The sequence below is a fragment of the Paenibacillus sp. JT22N1 genome (assembly GCF_059692155.1).
The window spans coordinates 535,517-553,905 of sequence record NZ_JCAUAW010000003.1; the positions used below are offsets into that span (position 1 = coordinate 535,517).

Sequence of the window (18,389 nt, forward strand, 5' to 3'; positions counted from 1 at the left end):
GCTAACCTTGCGTCTCCTCTTGCTTCAGATAGGTCCAATCATCTTCCTGATAGATGAGCCCGTCCTTCATAAGCTTGCCTAACGCGCGTTTGAAAGCCGCTTTACTAAGGCCAAACCGATCCTTGATGACATCTGCCGACGTTTTATCCGAAAATGGCATCGCATTCCCTGGTCGTTCTTGGAGGACACTCAAAATGGTCTCTGCATCTTCATCGCGGCCTTTTTCCTTCGGGAGCCGCATCGACACATTGACCCGCCCATCCTCTTCACGAACGAATGCGACTCGTACTTCAACCAGCTCGCCTACACGCAGCAAGCGTGTCCGTTCCGGAGCAGCAATAAGTCCAATAACACCATAGCCAAGGACTCCTGCTTCGCAAATGACAAAGGTGCCAATTTGAAGCGGTCTGTACACACGTGCTTTGACCCACTGATTACTCCAACTCGAGGGTGCACGAACGCAAAGAGGAGCCAGATCCTCTTCCAGAGCCAGCTTAGCGATTAAACGTCCTTGCCGATCGTGAGCTAATGTGGCAAATACCTTATCTCCTACTTGTGGACGCAGCTCTTCTAGCTCCGGTACATGTCGGTAGGGAAGTAATAGGTTGCGACCCAGTCCCATTTCCAGAAAATATCCAAATCTAGGGTGAATATCTACAACTTCCAGAAGTCCTACTTCGCCCATGAGAAGAAGCGGACGCTTCATTGTTGCCATCAATCGATCCTGCGTATCGTGGAACATAAAGGCTTCAACATGATCTCCTGGTTGTATCTTACCTACGATTTCTGAATAAGGCAGAAGAACATCCTGCTGGCCGTCAGTAAGGAAATAACCGTTAGGAGGAACCTCCCTCGCTACCTCTAGGGTAACAAGGGATCCTGCTTCCATTCTCATACGCGCTCCACAACTTTAGCATCGGACCAAAGTCTTTCGATATTATAATATTCACGATCATCGCGGTGGAAGACATGAAGAACAACATCCCCTAGATCAAGCAGAACCCATCTTGCTGTATCAATACCTTCGTAGCCTCTGATATTAACGCCAAGCTCATGTGCTTTTTTTCTAGCCTCGCTGGCAATTGCTTGCACTTGCGTTTCCGAATTCCCGTGACAAATAACGAAATAGTCGGCGATTAGGGATACGCCTTTCAAGTTCAGGGTTACAACATCTGCCGCTTTTTTATCTTCAGCAGCCTCAACAACAAAAGCCAAAACTTCTTCTGGGTTTTTACTCATTCAATCAACCTCCAGGGTTATGTGTTTATTTGTGTAATCAAATCGTTCCGTGTAAAAATAGTAAGCGGATAAATCCGTTTGCCTTTGGCAATTAAAAAGCTAATCGTGGAATCAAAACCGGCGATCAGCGCCTTCTCTAAGCTTTGCTCAGCGATTTCGCGAATGATATCCACACCCGGAAAGTCGCGTCCAGGCTCCATATAATCCGCTAAACATACGATTTTGTCCATTAATGTCATCTGAACACGTCCGGAGGTGTGATACCGAATAGCATCTAGTATCTCCTCATCATGGATGCCAAATTGCTCCTTAGCAATAAAAGCTCCAGCATGGGAATGCCACAGCTCCTTATCATAGTCCAGCAAGTCTTGGGGCAAATCGTTCTCGCGGATAATCTTAGCTTGCTCCTGTACGGGCCAATACTTGCAATAATCGTGCAAAATGGCCGCAAGGTCGGCTTTGACCGGGTCTCCACCAAAGCGTTTCGCTAAAATAACGCTAGTTTCCATGACACCGAGTGTATGCAGCCAGCGTCGCTCAGGCATTTGTTCCTTTACCGCCGCTATCAGTTCCTCACGATTCATACAAACGGTTCACCTCCATATAACCATTCACCGCATCTGGGACAAGGTAACGGACTGAACCGTTCCTTTGCCTTTCATTACGAATGGCTGTTGACGAAATTTCAACAAGCGGCATGGGTACAATCGTAACTCGATTACGAATGTTACTAGGCATTTGCGACAAGTCAAGTTCATAGCCAGGTCTGGCTAATCCAATAAAGCGAATATGCCGCACGATGTCATCAATGCGATGCCACTGCGGCAAATATTGAACCATATCGGCACCTATAATATAAGCAAATTCCGTACCTGGATATTCCTTGCTGAGCAGCTCAATCGTATCGATACTATATGATACGCCGCCTTTGCTGATTTCGATATCCGTTGGACGAAAAAAAGGATTGCCTTCCGCAGCAAGGCAAACCATCTCCCAGCGCTGCTTCGTCGTCGCTTTTGGCGCATTTGGCTTATGCGGCGGTACATTTGCCGGCATCAACCACACTTCGGTGAGATCTGCTTCCACCCTCGCTCTCTCCGCCGCGATCAAATGACCGGTGTGGATAGGATCGAAGGTGCCACCCATTATTCCGACAAGCATACTTCCACCTCTTTAGCGCGGCAGTTCAATCTTCTTCTTGTCACGCGATTCTTTGTAAAGCACGACGATTTTACCGATAACCTGCACGAGCTCTGCGCCAGACTTTTCGGATAATTCAGTGCCGACCTCGTCGCGGTCTTCTCCACTGTTGTTGAGTACAGTAATTTTAATCAATTCACGTACTTCCAAAGCTTCTTGAATGTGACGGATTAAATGATCGTTCACGCCGCCTTTACCTACTTGGAAGATTGGATCTAAATGGTGCGCCATTGAGCGCAAATAACGTTTCTGTTTGCCTGTTAACATGGATGTCCCTCTATTCATTCTTATTCAGCTAACGACTGTTCTACCACCTGTCTCATCGCCGCAACGGGCGCAGGGGTACCAGTCCAATATTCAAAGGCAAAAGCACCTTGATAAATAAACATACCGAGTCCGCCATGTATGCGTGCTCCTCTTGCTTCCGCTTCACGAAGAAATCTTGTAATTCGCGGATTATAAATGAGATCACTGACCAGATGATGCGAACGCAGGAGTTCAAGCGGTAATGGAAGTTCTTCAACATGAGGATGCATGCCGGCCGAAGTTGTATTCAGAACGAATTGGACCTCATCTACAACATGTCCTAGCTCATCCATGCCAAGTCCAATCGCTTCGGTGTACCTACTAATCGTGTCGGCAAGCTCCAAGGCGCGTTCTTTGGTACGGTTCGCGATGTAGATACGGCCTGCTCCTTCTTTGGCAAGCGCATAGGCAACGCCTCTCGCCGCTCCACCAGCCCCAAGGAGAAGAACACTTTTCCCTTTCAGTTCAATACCCGTCTCTTCCTTGAGCGATCGCACATAGCCAATACCATCCGTATTGTAACCGATGAGCTTGCCAGATTCATTAACGATGGTATTCACCGCCCCAACGATGCTAGCCCCTTCATCGATTTCATCTAAGTACTGCATAACTTCCACTTTATGCGGAATCGTTACGTTGATACCTCGATATCCTAATGCCCGTATCCCGCGAACAGCATCCCCAAGTTCTTCAGGACGAACGTGGAAAGCAGCATAAACGGCATTAATACCCGCTTCCTGAAAAGCCCGATTCAACATAATTGGGGAACGGGAATGTCGTATCGGATCTCCGAAAACCCCATATAGAATGGTATGACTGTCAATCGTCGTCATCAGTTTCTCCATGTTCTCCTCTTGTCCCCCTAAATCAACGACTCACGCGTGATAACCTTAATCCCCTTCGGCGCATGAACGGCAAGCTGTGCTCCAGCTAAGCTGTTCACTTTAATCCAGCCTAAACCAGAGATTAACACATCCATCTGTTTCCCCTTCGGAATGTGCAGCGGATGCTTCACAAGCTTAGGCAGCTCGTCCAAGTCCGCTAGGTTAGGTGGCGCAAGCATGACACCTTTATGTTCTTCATACAAATCATCAGCCTTTTCTAGCTTTGTACGATGAATTTGAATGGCATTGGACGTGTAGCAAGTGAACGATTGATGTTCACCACTAATAAAATCAAATCGAGCTAAGGCGCCAAAAAATAACGTTTGCGCTTCGTTTAATTGAAACACCATCGGCTTAAGCGGTTTGTCAGGCATGATTCTAGTTAAATCACGCTTTTTCACGACTTCAGTTAAACGATGAGTGTGCACGATTCCTGGTGTATCAACAATAAACCGACCATCATCCAATGGGATTTTGACCAGATCCAGCGTCGTACCCGGGTACTGTGACGTCGTAAGCTCCGACTCCAGATCACTATAATCACTGATTAAGCGGTTAATAAGCGTCGATTTACCGACATTCGTTGCACCGACCACATAGACATCCATGTTGCCGCGATATTCCTGCACAGCTGTAATAACACGATCGAAACCAATGTTTTTCTTCGCGCTGCATAGGATGATATCAACAACCTTGAGGTTCTCCTCTTTGGCTCTGCGCTGTACCCAGTTAATGATTTTGTTTGCGTTCGTCACTTTTGGCAGCAAATCAATCTTGTTTACGACTAACAGAACAGGATTCGTACCCACAAAGCGTGCAAGACCGCTAATCATACTGCCTTCAAAGTCAAAAATATCTACGATTTTCACAACCAGAGCTTTTGTTTGGCCGACATGTCCTAATAATTTAAGGAAGTCGTCCTGCTGCAGTGTGATACTCGAAGATTCATTATAATGCTTGATGCGATAGCAGCGTTGACAAATAACCGGTTCCTTCTGCATCGCTTCAGCCGGGATAAAGCCCAGCTTACCCTTTTCTTCCGTTTGCAGCAATACGCCGCATCCCGCACAATGATTAATCGTTTCTGTACTCATGAATCCTCCTATTTCTTCATCCTTGCTAAAGCCCATTTCTCAATGCGGCGATTGATTTTCGTGAAAAAACCCTCATCCTTAATTGAAATGGGTTGAACTAGGATCGTGTATAGCCCCATCCGATTGCCGCCAAGCACGTCTGTTAACATTTGATCACCAATAACAGCTGTTTGTCTGGCATTCGTACCAAGCAGCTTCATGGCTCTGTGGAATGAAACGTTCGTTGGTTTCTTTGCTCGGTGAATGAAAGGAATGCCAAGCGGCTCCGCAAAGGCTGAAACCCGTCCATGATTATTATTGGACACGATGACGACCTTGAAGCCCATTTTTTGCAAATGATTCAACCACTCTATTAACTCCGGAGTCGCATGCGGATCTCGTGCGCCTACGAGTGTATTATCGAGATCTGTTATAATACCACGAACACCAAATCCCCATAGGTGATTGGCATCAATATCATAGATCGTATGTACAGACTGTTTGGGCACTAGCTTGTTCAGCAAACAAATTACCTCCAACTGCTTCCTCGCAAAGCGGAGAGACTTTGAACTTCATTCAAAGATCCCTAAGCGGAGAGACTTTGAACTACGTCCAAAGATCCCTAAGCAGAAAGACTTTGAACTACGTTCAAAGATCCCTATATTATATACGTGACTATACCATAGTGATCCACTTGTTGCAAAAAGAAAAGAACATATTTTCCCACTAGGAACGGGCTGGAAGCGGCAACCAGTTCAATACGTTTTGAATTTTACGATCCCAATAGCCCCACTCATGTTCGCCTGGCTCTTCTTCATAGGTCAGATCCATACCCAATTCACGGCAATAATCTCGGAATCGAATATTATCTTCATAAAGGAAGTCTTCCGTACCGCAGCATTGATAAAGTTTAGGGGATTGTCTAGTCGAGCCTGACAGCTGATCAGCCAAATAAAACAAATCATTCCCGCTGCCTTTAATCTTGGACACATCGCCATAAATCAATTTGAAATCGTCTGGAAAATTCAATGCTCTGTCCGATATATCTAATGCCCCTGATAAACTTGCCGCTGCTGCAAACCGATCTGGATGTGAAAGTGCCAATTTCATCGCGCCATAGCCACCCATGGACAGGCCTGCCACATAATTCAATTCTCTTTCCTCAGCTAGTGGGAAAAATGATCGTGCTAAAGCAGGCAATTCTTCACTAATAAACGTCCAGTATTTCGGCCCCAACGCCATATCGGTGTAAAAGCTGCGATTGACGGCAGGCATGACGACCGCTATCCCCAATTTCGAAGCGTACCGTTCAATCGAGGTTCTTCGCATCCAAATCGTATGATCATCAGATAAGCCGTGCAGCAGATATAGCGTAGGATGCTTAACCCCATAAACCGCGGATGCCAACCCGATTTGATTTTGAGCGGCTTGCGGCAAAATGACGTACATGGATGCTGAAACACCAAGGGAATCTGAATAAAAATGACAGTCGATAAAAGCCATAAATAATAATCTCCTCTCATAGGAAAACCACCCCCTCGAAAGGTGAGTGGCTTCATTGTCCTATTTCATTTGTTCTTTTAATCGAATAATAGATTGACTAACGGTTTGGTAGTCGCCTTCAGTGGAATTCTCCTGACTGTACTTCGCGCGCTCAAACAGTTCGAGCACCGTTTCCAGCTCTTTTTTCATCCACTTACTTTGGTTCGACCACCTTGCCGTCGCTTCTCGCATTGTTTCGTACTCGTGTCTCGTGTAGCCCTTACGACGGCTTAGCCGCAGCAGTTTTTCGAATTCAACGATAATTTTCTGATTAAAATTAACGACTTGCCTTTTCTTCCTGCGGGTTCGCCATGCTCGCCAATTGTCGCTTTTCAAGATAAAGAATAAAACAACTGCAACAACTGCGGCAGCTACTACACTGCTTAATGTCAACCACAACCATGTAAGGCTCGGAGCCTCTTTTGTTTCTTCTGGCAAAGTAACAGGGTCACTTTCCGTTGATAGATCAACGGGTGGAGGTGTTTGCTCTGGGAACACGTTCGGCAGTTTGAAGCCTGAGGTCGGTTCAAAAGGTATCCAGCCAAAGCCTTCAAAGTACACTTCAACCCACGAGTGAGCGTCTGAATTTCTAACCGTATAGGTACCTGCTCCATCCGTATCGATTTCAGCACCCAGTTGACTCAAAATACCTAAATCCCTAAATTCCTCAGGAATCGGTGAAGTGCCCGATGAATAACCTTTCACCCAACGAGTTGGAAGCCCAATAGAACGGGCTAGTACAGCCATAGACGATGAGTAATAATCACAATACCCTTGCTTCACTTCAAATAAGAAGCGGTCTACGAAATCCTTGCTCTTGCCCTTACTTTCATCTGGGGTATTTGTATACGGATAATGATCCGATAAATACTTCTCGATAGACTTCGCTTTGTCATAAGGATTCGTCGCTGACTTGGTAATTTCAACAGCCAACTGCTTCACTCGTTCAGGAAGGTCAGCAGGCACTTGTAGATACTCCGCCCACTCCAGTTGATTGGCATAGTCTGATTTGACTTCTCGCAATAACGCTTCTTCTAGAATAGGTTCCTGGGTAACAATTGTATAATCTTTAGGATAATTATTTCTTCCTACATAGCGCAGCTCTGACTGACGTGGAGACCATATCAGGCGTTGAAACGGGTTCTCACCTTTATTCACTTCCACAATCTTCTGGATGGCAAATCCCCCGAACAAGACGGGAAATGCTTCCTCTCTATCCATGACAACCGTTTGTGTCACTTCTTTGGTTTTTAAAAGTGACAGATCAAATCGCGGTTCTAGAGGCAGCGGATTACTGTTCACACGATAGACTGGCAATTTACGCTCTACGGGGCTAAGCTCCCAGCCTTTTCCGTTATATAACGATCTCGTTTCGCCTCGGAAATAGGTTCTCTTACTCGTTTCAACAGTCATAACCGGCGTGTAATCATAACGAAAACCGCCGCCAAGCCGGCTGTCATCCCGACTATAGCCGGAAGAAGCATCGGCGTTCGTAGATGATGTGATGCTGACTCCTTTTCCAAGTAGAGGGATAGTTTCACCACGGCTTACTTTCCAAGCTGTGTAAGGATCCGTTAATATCGGATTCACAGTTGGCGCTAGTAGTCCAACTAGAAAAGTGACACCAACAATCAATAGAACTGGAACAATGAGGGTTGACGGGTAATCCGTAATCGTTTCCCAAATAACCGGAGCCCGCCTCTTTAGTTGACTAAAATGCTGCACCATCAACAGTGAGAATCCGCAAAATATGACCATAGCTACTTGCGGCCACAAAAAGATCATACTGAAGGAATCACGCATAGCAAAAAATAAGATACTGACAAAAATAAGGACAAATACACGCAGTCTTGATTGGACAGACCACATCGCAAATAAATAAGTAATCCATGCAGTTAAACTAAACCAAATGTACGGCTCCAACTGCCCTGCATTCAGAGCAATCCATTTCACTGCATCTTTCCATGCCGTCACATTAACCGCAACAAAATGATAGTTCATACCAATTCCGTGCAGCCATATAATCAAACCGAATTGAATCAAGGAACGCCAGCCGCGATGTAAGTGCGGTATGAGGTAAGTAACCGCTACAATTAAGAGGGTTCCCGTCACAAAGGCGACCGTTTCAGGCAACCAAAGTCCATCTTCTTTCATGATCCAGATAACAAATTGATAAAGAAAAATACCAGTAAGAATTGCAGTTACTCGCTGTGACCAATCTGTTAGTAAAATCCTTTTCCATAATACGCTAGGCATAACGTTTCGCCCCTCCCAACAGGTTAGGCAAGTCCGTTAACTGACTAACCTCATAACCCATATAGCCTTGTGAGCGAATCGCCTTTATCCAATCCTCCTGATTGCCTTCAATGTCCACTCCTTGCGGTTTGAATGCATGGTTGGACTTCGCATGAACCCAGATATGGCATGGATTCATCTGAAGATGTTCCAAGTGATGAATCACCTGAATCATCGCTGAGCCCTTTTGCGGAGAAATAAGTACAAAGAAGCAGCCTGCTGGCCATTCCCTTGAGCGTTCCTTGATGATTTGGTGAAGAGAGTGATAACCATCTGCCTCTACACCAACCAAATGCTGTATGATTTGCTTGTGATGATTCTGACTTTGCTTCGGTTCAAAATACGTGGATTCCTTCCCAATCGAAAGTAATCCCAGTGCTAAGTCACGACTCGTTCCATAGCGAAATAAGGAAGCTGCGACAGATACCGCCAGTTCAAATTCGGCAGCGTCCCGATAGGCACGGGCATTCCGATCCAATAGAATAATCGTCTTGGGAAGGGATTCTCGCTCGAATTCCTTGGATTTCCATGTACCTGTCTTCGCAGTGGCATTCCAATGTATACGTGATAAGCGGTCTCCATAAATATATTCACGGACACCATTAATTTGCGTCGTTTCACGATGTGCTCGTGTCGTAGTGGAGTGATGCTGCATGCCTTTTAGCATTTGGTGAAATTGCGCCCATTCCCGAATAGCAACCGTTTGTGGATACACAGTAATCGGCTGCTGAAGCTCTAAACGGCCCTTATGCTGAAAGAAGCCAAAAATATCCTCGGTTAAGCACTCCGTTTCACCAAACCGATAATACCCTCTTCTTAATGGTGGAGTACTGTAAAGTAATTCGCCTCTACGTTTCCAATCCGGAACAATGGAGCCTTCGAAAATGGTCTCTTCCCCATTCTGTCGAACAAGCTGATCTTTAATCATCATATAAGGAATAGGCCAGTACCCCGGAATCTGCACGCCAATTCCAATCTGCAACGATTGCCCAGCTTCTATTTGAGTTTCTTGCCCAACATTCGCAAGCTTGCGTGTACCTTGCGCACGTTTAATTCCACTCCAGTTGCCAGAGAGTAAATAGGCAGACAATAACGTGATAATAATAAAAAGCATAGAGGCCAGCTTCCCACCTTGAAACAACAGGAACAATAAACTAGCTGTGAAACAAGAAATAAGAAGCCATAGAGCTGCCGGAAACCGGGGAAGTTCCCCGAATCGTTTGAATACCGGTCGATTCATAGGCTCACTTCTCCAATCGAACCGGCACGCGTACTTGCTCGAAAATCGCGCCGAGAACTGAGGAAACCGTCGCTCCGTCCATACGGGCTTCGGAATGAAGAATCATTCGATGACCAAGAACATAAGGAGCAAGGTATTTAATATCATCAGGTATCACATAGTCTCTTCCATGGAGGAATGCAAAAGATTTGGAAGCTAAAACCAATGAAAGCGTTGCCCTTGGACTAGCTCCGAGGAATACGGCCTGATGTTCACGTGTTTTTCTAGTAATGGTCACTAAATAATCAGCTACTGCTTCATCCAAGTGGACATGACGAACCTGTTCCTGGATGGCTAGCACTTGAGACGTATCCATGATAGCCTGCAGCGCCTCCATCGGATGCACTTTGCTTTGGGATATAATCATTTGCTTCTCGGCGGCTTCACTCGGATAACCTAGACTAAGCTTCATCATGAATCGATCAAGCTGCGCTTCAGGCAAAATATATGTACCTTCGAAGTCAATTGGGTTCTGGGTCGCCAGCATCATAAATGGGGAAGGAAGCTCGTGTATATCACCATCGACGGTGATATGTTGTTCTTCCATTGCTTCCAGCAAAGCAGACTGTGTTTTGGTTGTTGCCCGATTAATTTCATCGACAAGTAAAATATTCGTCATAATCGGTCCTGAACGGAACAGGAACTTCTCTTCTTTGGGATGATATATAGAAACACCTGTTATATCGGAAGGTAACAAATCTGGATTACATTGAATACGGCGAAATTGACCATCTATGGATCTAGCAAGTGCTTTAATCAGCACTGTCTTGCCAGTACCCGGCACATCTTCAAGCAAAACATGCCCACCGGCCAGCATCGCAGTTAGCAACAATTCAATCTCAGAGCTCTTGCCAAGAATGCATGATTCCAAATTCGATTTCAACCTAGCTAGAGCTTCTACATGATGATGGGTGGCAGTTTCCATGTGTGATCCTCCTTAGAGTTTTGCTCAGCAAAACTTTCTTCGAAAGCGCTACTGAGTTTTCGTAAGAAAACTTACGTCTTGAGCGTATGCTGAGTTTTCGTAAGAAAACTTACGTCTTGAGCAGTTGCTGAGATTTCAGAAAATTTACGACTTAATCATTAGCTGCATTTTTCTTGGCAAATTGCGTTTTTGCTGCCATTTATGGTGAAAATACTTCCATAAGTCCGTATTCCTCAAAAATGATAGGAAAATGAGCGTAAATCTAGTTTACAGTAAAGTTTTTCGTCCGTATACTTGTAAATCCTCTAAATTTATTTGTTAAATTTAACCATCCATAGCGGTATACGATGATAAGCAAAAAAAAGAGATCCTCAGCAACGTGCTGTGAATCCAAAAGTGATTGCTGTCTCAGTACTACCAAAAGAAAAACGGAGACATTCGGAAGAAAAATGGGCTCAGAGGGATTTTTGTCGATGTCGAATGACATCCCTTAAACCTCCAATTGTGCATACTCTTAAAAAGCTTGAGGTGTGTTACGAATTACCAGACAAATACACTTGTAATAATAACCAAAAGAATGAAGAGAACCAAGACAACAGCCGTACTTGTACCCACACCACCGGTATAACAACCTCCTGCAGCATAACCCATTCCATCTCGCTCCTTTCTGTTATCAGATGGTCTATTGTTTTTCAATGGCATTTGAAATGTATGGACAAATATCAGATAGTAAAAGCCTGTTTTGAGTTTATAATTGATAAGAAAAACGGCTTACGTCGTCCGTGGTTGAGAGTGTTTATAAAGATTGATGCAAATCAATCTACGCTCAAGTCACGTAATGCTGCAACATTCGCATACTTATCCGTGTAAAGCGCGGGATGAATGATGTTGTAGAACGTGCAACAATTGCTACCTAAATCTCGCTTTTTCCATTAGTTGTTGCATAATGTACAACAATTTGGTCCTAAAAAGGCCATTTCGCAACACCTGGGCTAAAAATGTTGTACAAACTGCAACTTCAAGTTGCAAAATAGCTTTTAGGCGTGCAAATTGTTGTATAAAATACAACATTGGTAACCACTATAGCCCATTTGCCCTAACGAAAGCTGAATGACTCTAAAATCGGATTTTTGGAGTTTTGTTGAGAGACATAATGAATCAATCGACAGTCTCCGTAGAAAAGCATAGTTACTTATCTAATGTCGAAAAAGCCCCTTCGGAAATACCGAAGAGGCTTGCTCAAGCTTTCATCTTATCCTTTGGGTTTGACAAATACAGCAGCTATGAAGGAGAAGATAATCGCCGCGGATACCCCCGCGCTGGTCACTTTAAAAATACCGGTGATGATCCCTATATAGCCATCCTTATGAAGTTCTTCTAACGCCCCGTGCACCAGGGCATTGCCGAAGCTGGTAATCGGAACGGTTGCACCCGCACCAGCAAATTCAATGAACGGATCATACAAATTACAGCCGTCTGCTATAGCGCCCAGCACGACAAGCGTGCTCATGGTATGAGCGGGCGTCAACTTGCCCACATCCATCAAAAGTTGGCCAAATACACAGATGGCTCCGCCAATCAGAAAAGCCCAAAAAAAGTTCATGCGTACAACCCTCCAGACTCAATTGAAACAGCATGTGCAATGCAAGGGATGCTTTCCCCTTGTTGGAAAGTAAGCGGTGAGAGCAAAGCTCCGGTCGCTACGACTAGGATTCGCTTCAATTCGCCACTCTTTATGCGCTTTAGAAGATGACCATAAGTCACGGTTGCAGAACAGCCACAACCGCTTCCTCCCGCTTGGACGGTCTGCTTCTCGCGATCATAAATGATCAATCCGCAGTCGTCATATGTCGTTTGATCAATTGGAAACTTATGCTTATCGAATAGTTCGCGCGCAATGTTCACACCCACTGTTGCCAAATCACCAGTGACGATTAGATCGTAATAACTAGGCTCAATGTTCAATTCTCGGAAGTGAGTTTGAATGGTGTCTACCGCTGCCGGCGCCATCGCAGCGCCCATATTAAACGGATCCGTGATGCCCATATCAACGATTCGTCCGATTGTGGCCGAGGTGACGACGGGGCCGTCACCGGTCTTACCCAGCACGGCGACCCCAGCGCCAGTGACTGTGTATTGAGCTGTCGGCGGCTTCTGCGATCCGTATTCCGTCGGATAACGGAACTGCTTCTCCGCCGTACAGTTATGGCTGCAGGTGCCGGCCATCACGTAGTTGGCGGCCCCCGAGTCCACTAGCTGCGCGGCTAGTGCGAGCCCCTCCATCGATGTGGAGCAAGCACCGAATATGCCGAGAAACGGAATATCTAGCGTGCGCACAGCGAAGGTATTCGAGATGATCTGATTCATTAGATCGCCTCCAATGAAGAACTGTATGTTGCCGCCCTCGAGCCCGGCCTTAGAAAGTGCTCGCTGCGCAGCTTCCTCTAGCAGCGCCTTTTCGGCTTTTTCCCACGTTTTTTGACCAAGGGTCAAATCACCGTGGACGATATCGAAATCTCCACTAATTGGCCCCTGGCCTTCATCAGGTCCAACAACCGTCCCCGTCGATAGTATCACAGGGCGATTCTCAAAGACCCAGCTCTGATGTCCCTTCAGCATACGGTCAACCCCCACCCGAAATAATAAGATGAACGATACCTACAACAAAAGCTGCGACGGTTCCGAATACAATGACGGAGCCAGCTAACTTGAACATATTACCGCCTACTCCAAGCACAAGTCCTTCTGCCTTGTGCTCAATAGCTGCTGAGCATAACGAATTTGCGAAACCTGTTACAGGAACGGAGCTTCCCGCTCCGGCCCATTGGGCCATTTTATCGTACACACCGAAACTCGTCAGTATGACGGATATGATAATTAACACGGCAACCGTTGGATTCCCTGCTGTTTTTTCGGTAAAACCAAACCAATTAACGAACATCTCCATGAAACATTCACCAATTAAACAGATTGTCCCTCCAACGAGAAAGGCTCGCATGCAATTTATTAGAACGGGTCTTTTTGGCTCTTGCCTCTTCGCTAATTTCTGATACTCCTGCTGCGTCATTGTCAAGTTCTTTTTCTTGTTGTTAGCCATGTTTTCCCTCCTGCTTCCTTAATGCCCTAAGTTCTTAAAATCATATGCAGATCCTGAATGACCTTCGTTAACTGTACCGAACATGCCTCGTACATCTTCTTTGCTTGCGGATGACTAGTCGTCAATGAAAATAGTTCAAGATCTGCCTCACATTTCTTCAAAGTGGCTAATAAGGCAGGCCTTTCACTCGGTTGAGGCACTTTTAATTTATCATCATAAAGATCGACCGTTAATTCGCCATGCGTGTCTACTTGTGCGAGGAACACATTCTCCTTCGTTACTCCTAGCTTATCCAGTTCCGTATGTAGCCATCCTCTTCCTCTCCCTGTTGCGGCCAAGGGTTCATCTTGAATGACGCCATCCATGATGACGGACTGCGTCGGTTTCTCAATGCTCAGCTTCATGCCCAAATGCTTTGGTGTCAGAGGCTGGAGTTCACTTTTGAGTAGAACACTTAAATCACCACTAGCCTCAAGCATAGCGAATTCAACATCTGCCATCTGAAAAACACTTTTGGTCCGCAGCTGCGCCAGCAGCTCATCCCCCGTGTAACGTTCTTTTTTCAAATTGTCCTCAAGAATTTTGCCATCTTTAATGACAACAGTTCCTTTGCCCTCAAACCAAACCCGTAGTGTCTTACTTTTGAGCGTCAGAATCTCCAGTGTTAAAGGGATGAGAACCCAGACGAGTATAGCAGTGACCCCATGCCAGAATCTGAAATCCACATCCGTGGAAATAGTCCCAGCTAAGTCACCAATCGTAATTCCGAGAACATATTCAAAAAAAGTAAGTTGAGATATTTGTTTTTTACCAAGAATACGCGTCAGTACAAACAAAAAGACTAGGGCAAAAAACGATCTGACTACGATACTCACCCAATCTGCCACAAGCTTTCCCTCCCCTTCCTAAAGCTCGAAACAACCTCATTATGTGCTATTTTGACAGCAAGTATGATCAATTTGAGTTGGATTTAAATGTTAACGATGCGAGTGAAAAAATAAACTTGCAGGATTAAATTTACACGAGTAAAATATATTTTATAATAAGTGGATAAAGAGTAAATTGCTCCTTATCCCTTTTATTTTCAACTAATTTTACACGAGTAAATTACAAGGAGGAAGATGAGAATGACGACAGTGACTCTGGATATCCCTGAGCTCTCACGACAATTTGAAAATGATGGTTACTTACTGCTTCGCAATGTACTATCAGAAGAAAGGATAGCAGAATTGAATAGAACCGTTGACGGCATCCTTTCCGATGAGCAAGAGTCGTTATCTTACAACATTTACAATAGCGTAGAACGAGCCCCCTCTATTTTGTCCCTAATGGACAATCCGGCACTTCTTCCGCTTATCGTTAATCTGATGGGTTATAACATCCAACTTCATATCTCCCATCTAACCGTGCGCAAACCAAATCCAGATGATCTCAAGACGGAGACCAACAGCTTCATTAACTGGCATCAGGATGGACCAGCGCCCAAATTCCCAAGTATTAATGGATTAACATCCACCTACTACATGAAAGTTTGTTATATTTTGAGTGATATGTCAGAGCCAGACCGCGGGAATACGAAAATCATTCCGGGCAGTCATAAGTGGCCAAATTACCACCCTATTCAAACCGACGTGAATGTCCCTTTACCAGGAGAAATGCAGATTTGCGGTAAGCCTGGTGACGTATTCATATTTGCACAAAATCTTTGGCATGCCGGTTCTCCGAATCGCTCCGACTTCACACGTCGCCAATTATTTATCGGTTATAGCCCGATTTGGATGAGGCCTATTGATTACCATACTGCTTCTCCAGCTCTACTCGAAGGGGCAGATCCGATACGCCGCCAACTGCTTGGGGCAATTAGTGAAAACTATTTCAAATTCTACGTTCCGGAAGAGTCAATGGTCCCGCTTAAAAAGCTATGGTTAGGCGATGCTGCTACGAAAAGTGAGTACATTTAGATTTGTCCAAATTTATGATACCCTTGAGGAAACAAGAAAAGGGAGTTCCTTATGATTACCAGGAAAGAAGTCGCAGACCGGGCGGGTGTTTCGGTAGCTGTCGTTTCATATGTGCTTAATAATCGAAGCATCGTCAAAGAAGAAACAAGGCAAAAAGTACTTGCGGTAATCAATGAGCTAGGTTATCGTCCTAATCAAACAGCCCGCAGCCTCAAAACCAGGAAAACAGGGCAAATTGCTGTCCTGGTCCATTTCGTGGGAAATCCATTCGAGGGTGGATTGCTATTGTATATTGAGAAAAAAGCTAAACTCAGCAATTATTCTGTTTTTTTCCATTCCTTTGAACCTGCTCGTGAAGAAGAATTAAAAAATACACTGATGGGGCGTGTGGATGGCATTCTTCTGCTCGGCCAAACGCTAAGTGAGGAAAGTCAGGCATTTTACAACTTGATGGAGCTCCCCGTCGTATCACTGATGCATCCAGGTGTTTCCATGCCGAGCATCCCTGTCGTTGATGTGGATTGGATAGCTGAAATGCGGCGGTTAATTGTTCATCTGCGTGAACAGGGGCATGAGCAGATTGCCTTTATGACCGCTGGCGATCCGCAGGATCCGATTGCTCATCGACTCTTTGCTTTCCGGGAAGCTATGCGTCTCGAAGGATTGAAACTGCCGGAGCCATTTATTCTCGAAGGAGCCGGACGCTTTGAGCGAGCTTTCGAAGCGTTAACCACAAACCTAACGCATGGTTTTGATTTTACTGCTCTCATAGCAGCAAATGATTTAATGGCGGCGGGTTGCCTCGCAGCTTGCCGCGAATCCGGCATTCTTGTCCCACAACAATTGGCAGTCGCCGGGTGCGAAGATATTTTAATGTCTTCGCAACTCTCGCCAGCTTTGACATCTATCTGTTATCCACGGATGGAGGTTGGCTTGGTGGCGACAGAACTTCTGCTATCACTCATTGATGGGGATAATAGGAAGACACCACAACTGGAAGGCAAGCTTTCAGTTAGAGCTTCTACAGTAGAGAATCCTTTGAATGTCAAATCAATATAGCAATTAAGATGTACTATTCAGCTAACCGCTATGAACAATATTTATTGGAATTAATTGTTATATATCTGGGTGAAAAATTAGGGCATATTAAAGATCGCAATCAATTGAAAAACGATCAATTTGCTTGCTATCCTACACAAATCTTAAAAGAAGAGGTGCACAACATGACAGTAGCTTCTCAAGTAAAAACAACATTGGCGTCACTTAAAAGTGCGCAGGCAAGCTTAGAAACATTTGCTCTAGGCACGCAAAATCAAGAAGCCAAACAGTTGTATGAAGCGGCCGCCTTATCAGCTCAAGACATCGTAAATCAAGTAGCCTCCCGTGTGCAGCAATTGGAAAATGAAGAACCTCAGTACAAAGGCTTCTAGTTAACAAACCAAACCCAGCCGGCTGCGAACACTCGCGGACGGCTGGGTTTGCATTAGAACATACTAACGAGTATCAGAGTAAGTAAAACGAACAGAATTAATATAAGCAGTATCAGCTTATCTTTTGGCATTCAAGCCGCCCCTCGTTTCGGATGAGATTCCTATCTATTCCAATGGTTGACCGGATGATTTCCTAAGCTCGTTGGCCAAACGATGAAATTCTACTCTTGCTTCAGCATCCTCGGTTGCCAAATAAGCCGCAGACAAGAACGCAATGATTTTATTTGCATCTTCCACACTTAACATAGATTCAGCACCTCCCTGAAGTCGGTTTATTTACCGGTCCAATAATCGAACGTCATCACGTTGTTTTTGAAAAAGGAATAGGGCATATAACAATAGCCTTGGTCTCCCCATGCTTTCCCCCATGAATTCCGCACGATGACTGTTCCCTGTCCCTTCTTCTTACCATCCTTATATCCGACGGCTAATAAGGCATGCCCGCCTAACAATCGCTCTTTTTGCCGATTCGGGTACGGAATCCTCCCTGTTTTTGCCGCCAATGGACTTTCGAAGGATTGATAAAGCCAGATTCCAAAGACAACAGGCTGGCCATCAGCTAATGCAGCTTTGATCCCTGCCAAATCATGAATCCGATGATACCCCTCGATACGGTAGGCTCCTGCTGCAGCTTCCGCCTCAGAATCAGGCTTTACTTTAAATTTGGCTATGCGATAAGGCCATTCGGCTTCCGGGCATACCCCTATTTTATGCAGCACCTTCATGCCATCACGTACTGAGGCTCCCGAGTCCCAGTTAATCGTTCCTTCTAATTTACGCTCATGCCAATAATGAAAAAGGCGAGATAGCCGTATCGTTGAATCTCGCTCTTGACGAAGCCAATACTCACGCAGCCCGCTTACAATGGCATTCGATGTGCAAGAGCCTAATTTCCCCTGATTTACGATAGGAGACAGCTCCTTGCGCAAATCTACTTTGCGAGGTAATTGCGATTCCCGAATATAATTGACGCTTTTGTAAAAATAATCCCGAAAATCTCTCTGGTCCCGTTTAACCGTGTATTTACGCATCCCATAGCCTCCCACGGTATGTTAGCAGAATTGTACTCCAGTATATTCACCCATAGGCTTCAGCGTG

The 18,389-nt window shown here is 45.2% G+C and carries 22 protein-coding genes; 3 read left to right on the forward strand and 19 right to left on the reverse strand.

Features of this window, described 5'->3' with window-relative positions; genetic code table 11:
• Position 1 precedes the first annotated feature (1 nt).
• The 17 genes from AC58UU_RS08790 to AC58UU_RS08870 form a co-directional block, all read right to left on the reverse strand.
• The gene (locus tag AC58UU_RS08790) at positions 2-895 is read right to left on the reverse strand and encodes a CvfB family protein (RefSeq protein WP_497314748.1); all 894 of its coding nucleotides are present in this window, start codon (positions 893-895) and stop codon (positions 2-4) included.
• Positions 892-1,239 (reverse strand): ribosome silencing factor, encoded by a 348-nt coding sequence (rsfS, locus tag AC58UU_RS08795; RefSeq protein ID WP_497314750.1) that lies wholly within the window; start codon positions 1,237-1,239, stop codon positions 892-894. The genes AC58UU_RS08790 and rsfS overlap by 4 nt, the downstream gene beginning before the upstream one ends.
• A gap of 17 nt (positions 1,240-1,256) precedes the next feature.
• Positions 1,257-1,823, reverse strand: a complete 567-nt coding sequence (yqeK, locus tag AC58UU_RS08800; protein WP_497314752.1) for a bis(5'-nucleosyl)-tetraphosphatase (symmetrical) YqeK — start codon at positions 1,821-1,823, stop codon at positions 1,257-1,259.
• Positions 1,813-2,400, reverse strand: a complete 588-nt coding sequence (locus tag AC58UU_RS08805; protein WP_497314753.1) for a nicotinate-nucleotide adenylyltransferase — start codon at positions 2,398-2,400, stop codon at positions 1,813-1,815. The genes yqeK and AC58UU_RS08805 overlap by 11 nt, the downstream gene beginning before the upstream one ends.
• A gap of 12 nt (positions 2,401-2,412) precedes the next feature.
• Positions 2,413-2,706: a ribosome assembly RNA-binding protein YhbY gene (gene yhbY, locus AC58UU_RS08810; RefSeq protein ID WP_029193567.1), complete on the reverse strand. Its 294-nt coding sequence runs from the start codon at positions 2,704-2,706 to the stop codon at positions 2,413-2,415.
• Between the two features lie 20 nt (positions 2,707-2,726).
• Entirely contained in the window at positions 2,727-3,590 is an 864-nt protein-coding gene (gene aroE, locus AC58UU_RS08815) for a shikimate dehydrogenase (RefSeq protein WP_497314755.1), read from the reverse strand.
• A 17-nt stretch (positions 3,591-3,607) separates the two neighbouring features.
• On the reverse strand, positions 3,608-4,723 hold the full coding sequence (yqeH, locus tag AC58UU_RS08820; protein WP_497314757.1) for a ribosome biogenesis GTPase YqeH: 1,116 nt from the start codon (positions 4,721-4,723) through the stop codon (positions 3,608-3,610).
• A gap of 8 nt (positions 4,724-4,731) precedes the next feature.
• A complete protein-coding gene (locus AC58UU_RS08825; RefSeq protein WP_497314759.1) occupies positions 4,732-5,226 on the reverse strand; it encodes a YqeG family HAD IIIA-type phosphatase in 495 nt (164 codons plus the stop codon).
• Positions 5,227-5,428: 202 nt separating this feature from the next.
• On the reverse strand, positions 5,429-6,205 hold the full coding sequence (locus tag AC58UU_RS08830) for an alpha/beta hydrolase (RefSeq protein WP_497314761.1): 777 nt from the start codon (positions 6,203-6,205) through the stop codon (positions 5,429-5,431).
• A 60-nt stretch (positions 6,206-6,265) separates the two neighbouring features.
• The gene (locus AC58UU_RS08835; protein WP_497314763.1) at positions 6,266-8,500 is read right to left on the reverse strand and encodes a transglutaminase TgpA family protein; all 2,235 of its coding nucleotides are present in this window, start codon (positions 8,498-8,500) and stop codon (positions 6,266-6,268) included.
• Positions 8,493-9,779 (reverse strand): DUF58 domain-containing protein, encoded by a 1,287-nt coding sequence (locus tag AC58UU_RS08840; RefSeq protein ID WP_497314765.1) that lies wholly within the window; start codon positions 9,777-9,779, stop codon positions 8,493-8,495. The genes AC58UU_RS08835 and AC58UU_RS08840 overlap by 8 nt, the downstream gene beginning before the upstream one ends.
• A gap of 4 nt (positions 9,780-9,783) precedes the next feature.
• Positions 9,784-10,743, reverse strand: coding sequence for an AAA family ATPase (locus tag AC58UU_RS08845; protein WP_497314767.1), 960 nt, complete (start codon positions 10,741-10,743; stop codon positions 9,784-9,786).
• 540 nt (positions 10,744-11,283) lie between these two features.
• A complete protein-coding gene (locus AC58UU_RS08850; RefSeq protein WP_497314768.1) occupies positions 11,284-11,394 on the reverse strand; it encodes a YjcZ family sporulation protein in 111 nt (36 codons plus the stop codon).
• A 601-nt stretch (positions 11,395-11,995) separates the two neighbouring features.
• Entirely contained in the window at positions 11,996-12,346 is a 351-nt protein-coding gene (spoVAE, locus tag AC58UU_RS08855; RefSeq protein WP_171643680.1) for a stage V sporulation protein AE, read from the reverse strand.
• Complete coding sequence (gene spoVAD, locus AC58UU_RS08860) at positions 12,343-13,362, reverse strand: stage V sporulation protein AD (RefSeq protein ID WP_497314770.1); 1,020 nt, start codon at positions 13,360-13,362, stop codon at positions 12,343-12,345. The genes spoVAE and spoVAD overlap by 4 nt, the downstream gene beginning before the upstream one ends.
• Before the next feature lie 4 nt (positions 13,363-13,366).
• Positions 13,367-13,840: a stage V sporulation protein AC gene (spoVAC, locus tag AC58UU_RS08865; RefSeq protein ID WP_171643678.1), complete on the reverse strand. Its 474-nt coding sequence runs from the start codon at positions 13,838-13,840 to the stop codon at positions 13,367-13,369.
• 26 nt (positions 13,841-13,866) lie between these two features.
• Positions 13,867-14,727 carry a DUF421 domain-containing protein gene (locus tag AC58UU_RS08870; protein ID WP_497314772.1) on the reverse strand — a complete coding sequence of 287 codons (861 nt, stop codon included), beginning with the start codon at positions 14,725-14,727 and terminating at the stop codon, positions 13,867-13,869.
• A 240-nt stretch (positions 14,728-14,967) separates the two neighbouring features.
• Between AC58UU_RS08870 and AC58UU_RS08875 the strand changes: the two genes are divergently transcribed.
• The 3 genes from AC58UU_RS08875 to AC58UU_RS08885 all read left to right on the forward strand — a co-directional run bounded on the left by AC58UU_RS08875 (position 14,968) and on the right by AC58UU_RS08885 (position 17,231).
• Entirely contained in the window at positions 14,968-15,801 is an 834-nt protein-coding gene (locus tag AC58UU_RS08875; RefSeq protein WP_497314774.1) for a phytanoyl-CoA dioxygenase family protein, read from the forward strand.
• 51 nt (positions 15,802-15,852) lie between these two features.
• Complete coding sequence (locus tag AC58UU_RS08880) at positions 15,853-16,860, forward strand: LacI family DNA-binding transcriptional regulator (protein ID WP_497314775.1); 1,008 nt, start codon at positions 15,853-15,855, stop codon at positions 16,858-16,860.
• A 164-nt stretch (positions 16,861-17,024) separates the two neighbouring features.
• Positions 17,025-17,231, forward strand: coding sequence for a DUF1657 domain-containing protein (locus AC58UU_RS08885; RefSeq protein ID WP_057303170.1), 207 nt, complete (start codon positions 17,025-17,027; stop codon positions 17,229-17,231).
• Positions 17,232-17,396: 165 nt separating this feature from the next.
• On the opposite strand, the gene AC58UU_RS08890 is transcribed toward AC58UU_RS08885, so the two are convergent.
• Together AC58UU_RS08890 and AC58UU_RS08895 are read right to left on the reverse strand one after the other, a co-directional pair.
• On the reverse strand, positions 17,397-17,537 hold the full coding sequence (locus tag AC58UU_RS08890) for an N-acetylmuramoyl-L-alanine amidase (protein WP_497314777.1): 141 nt from the start codon (positions 17,535-17,537) through the stop codon (positions 17,397-17,399).
• A 26-nt stretch (positions 17,538-17,563) separates the two neighbouring features.
• A complete protein-coding gene (locus AC58UU_RS08895) occupies positions 17,564-18,322 on the reverse strand; it encodes a C1 family peptidase (protein ID WP_497314779.1) in 759 nt (252 codons plus the stop codon).
• Positions 18,323-18,389: the final 67 nt, after the last annotated feature.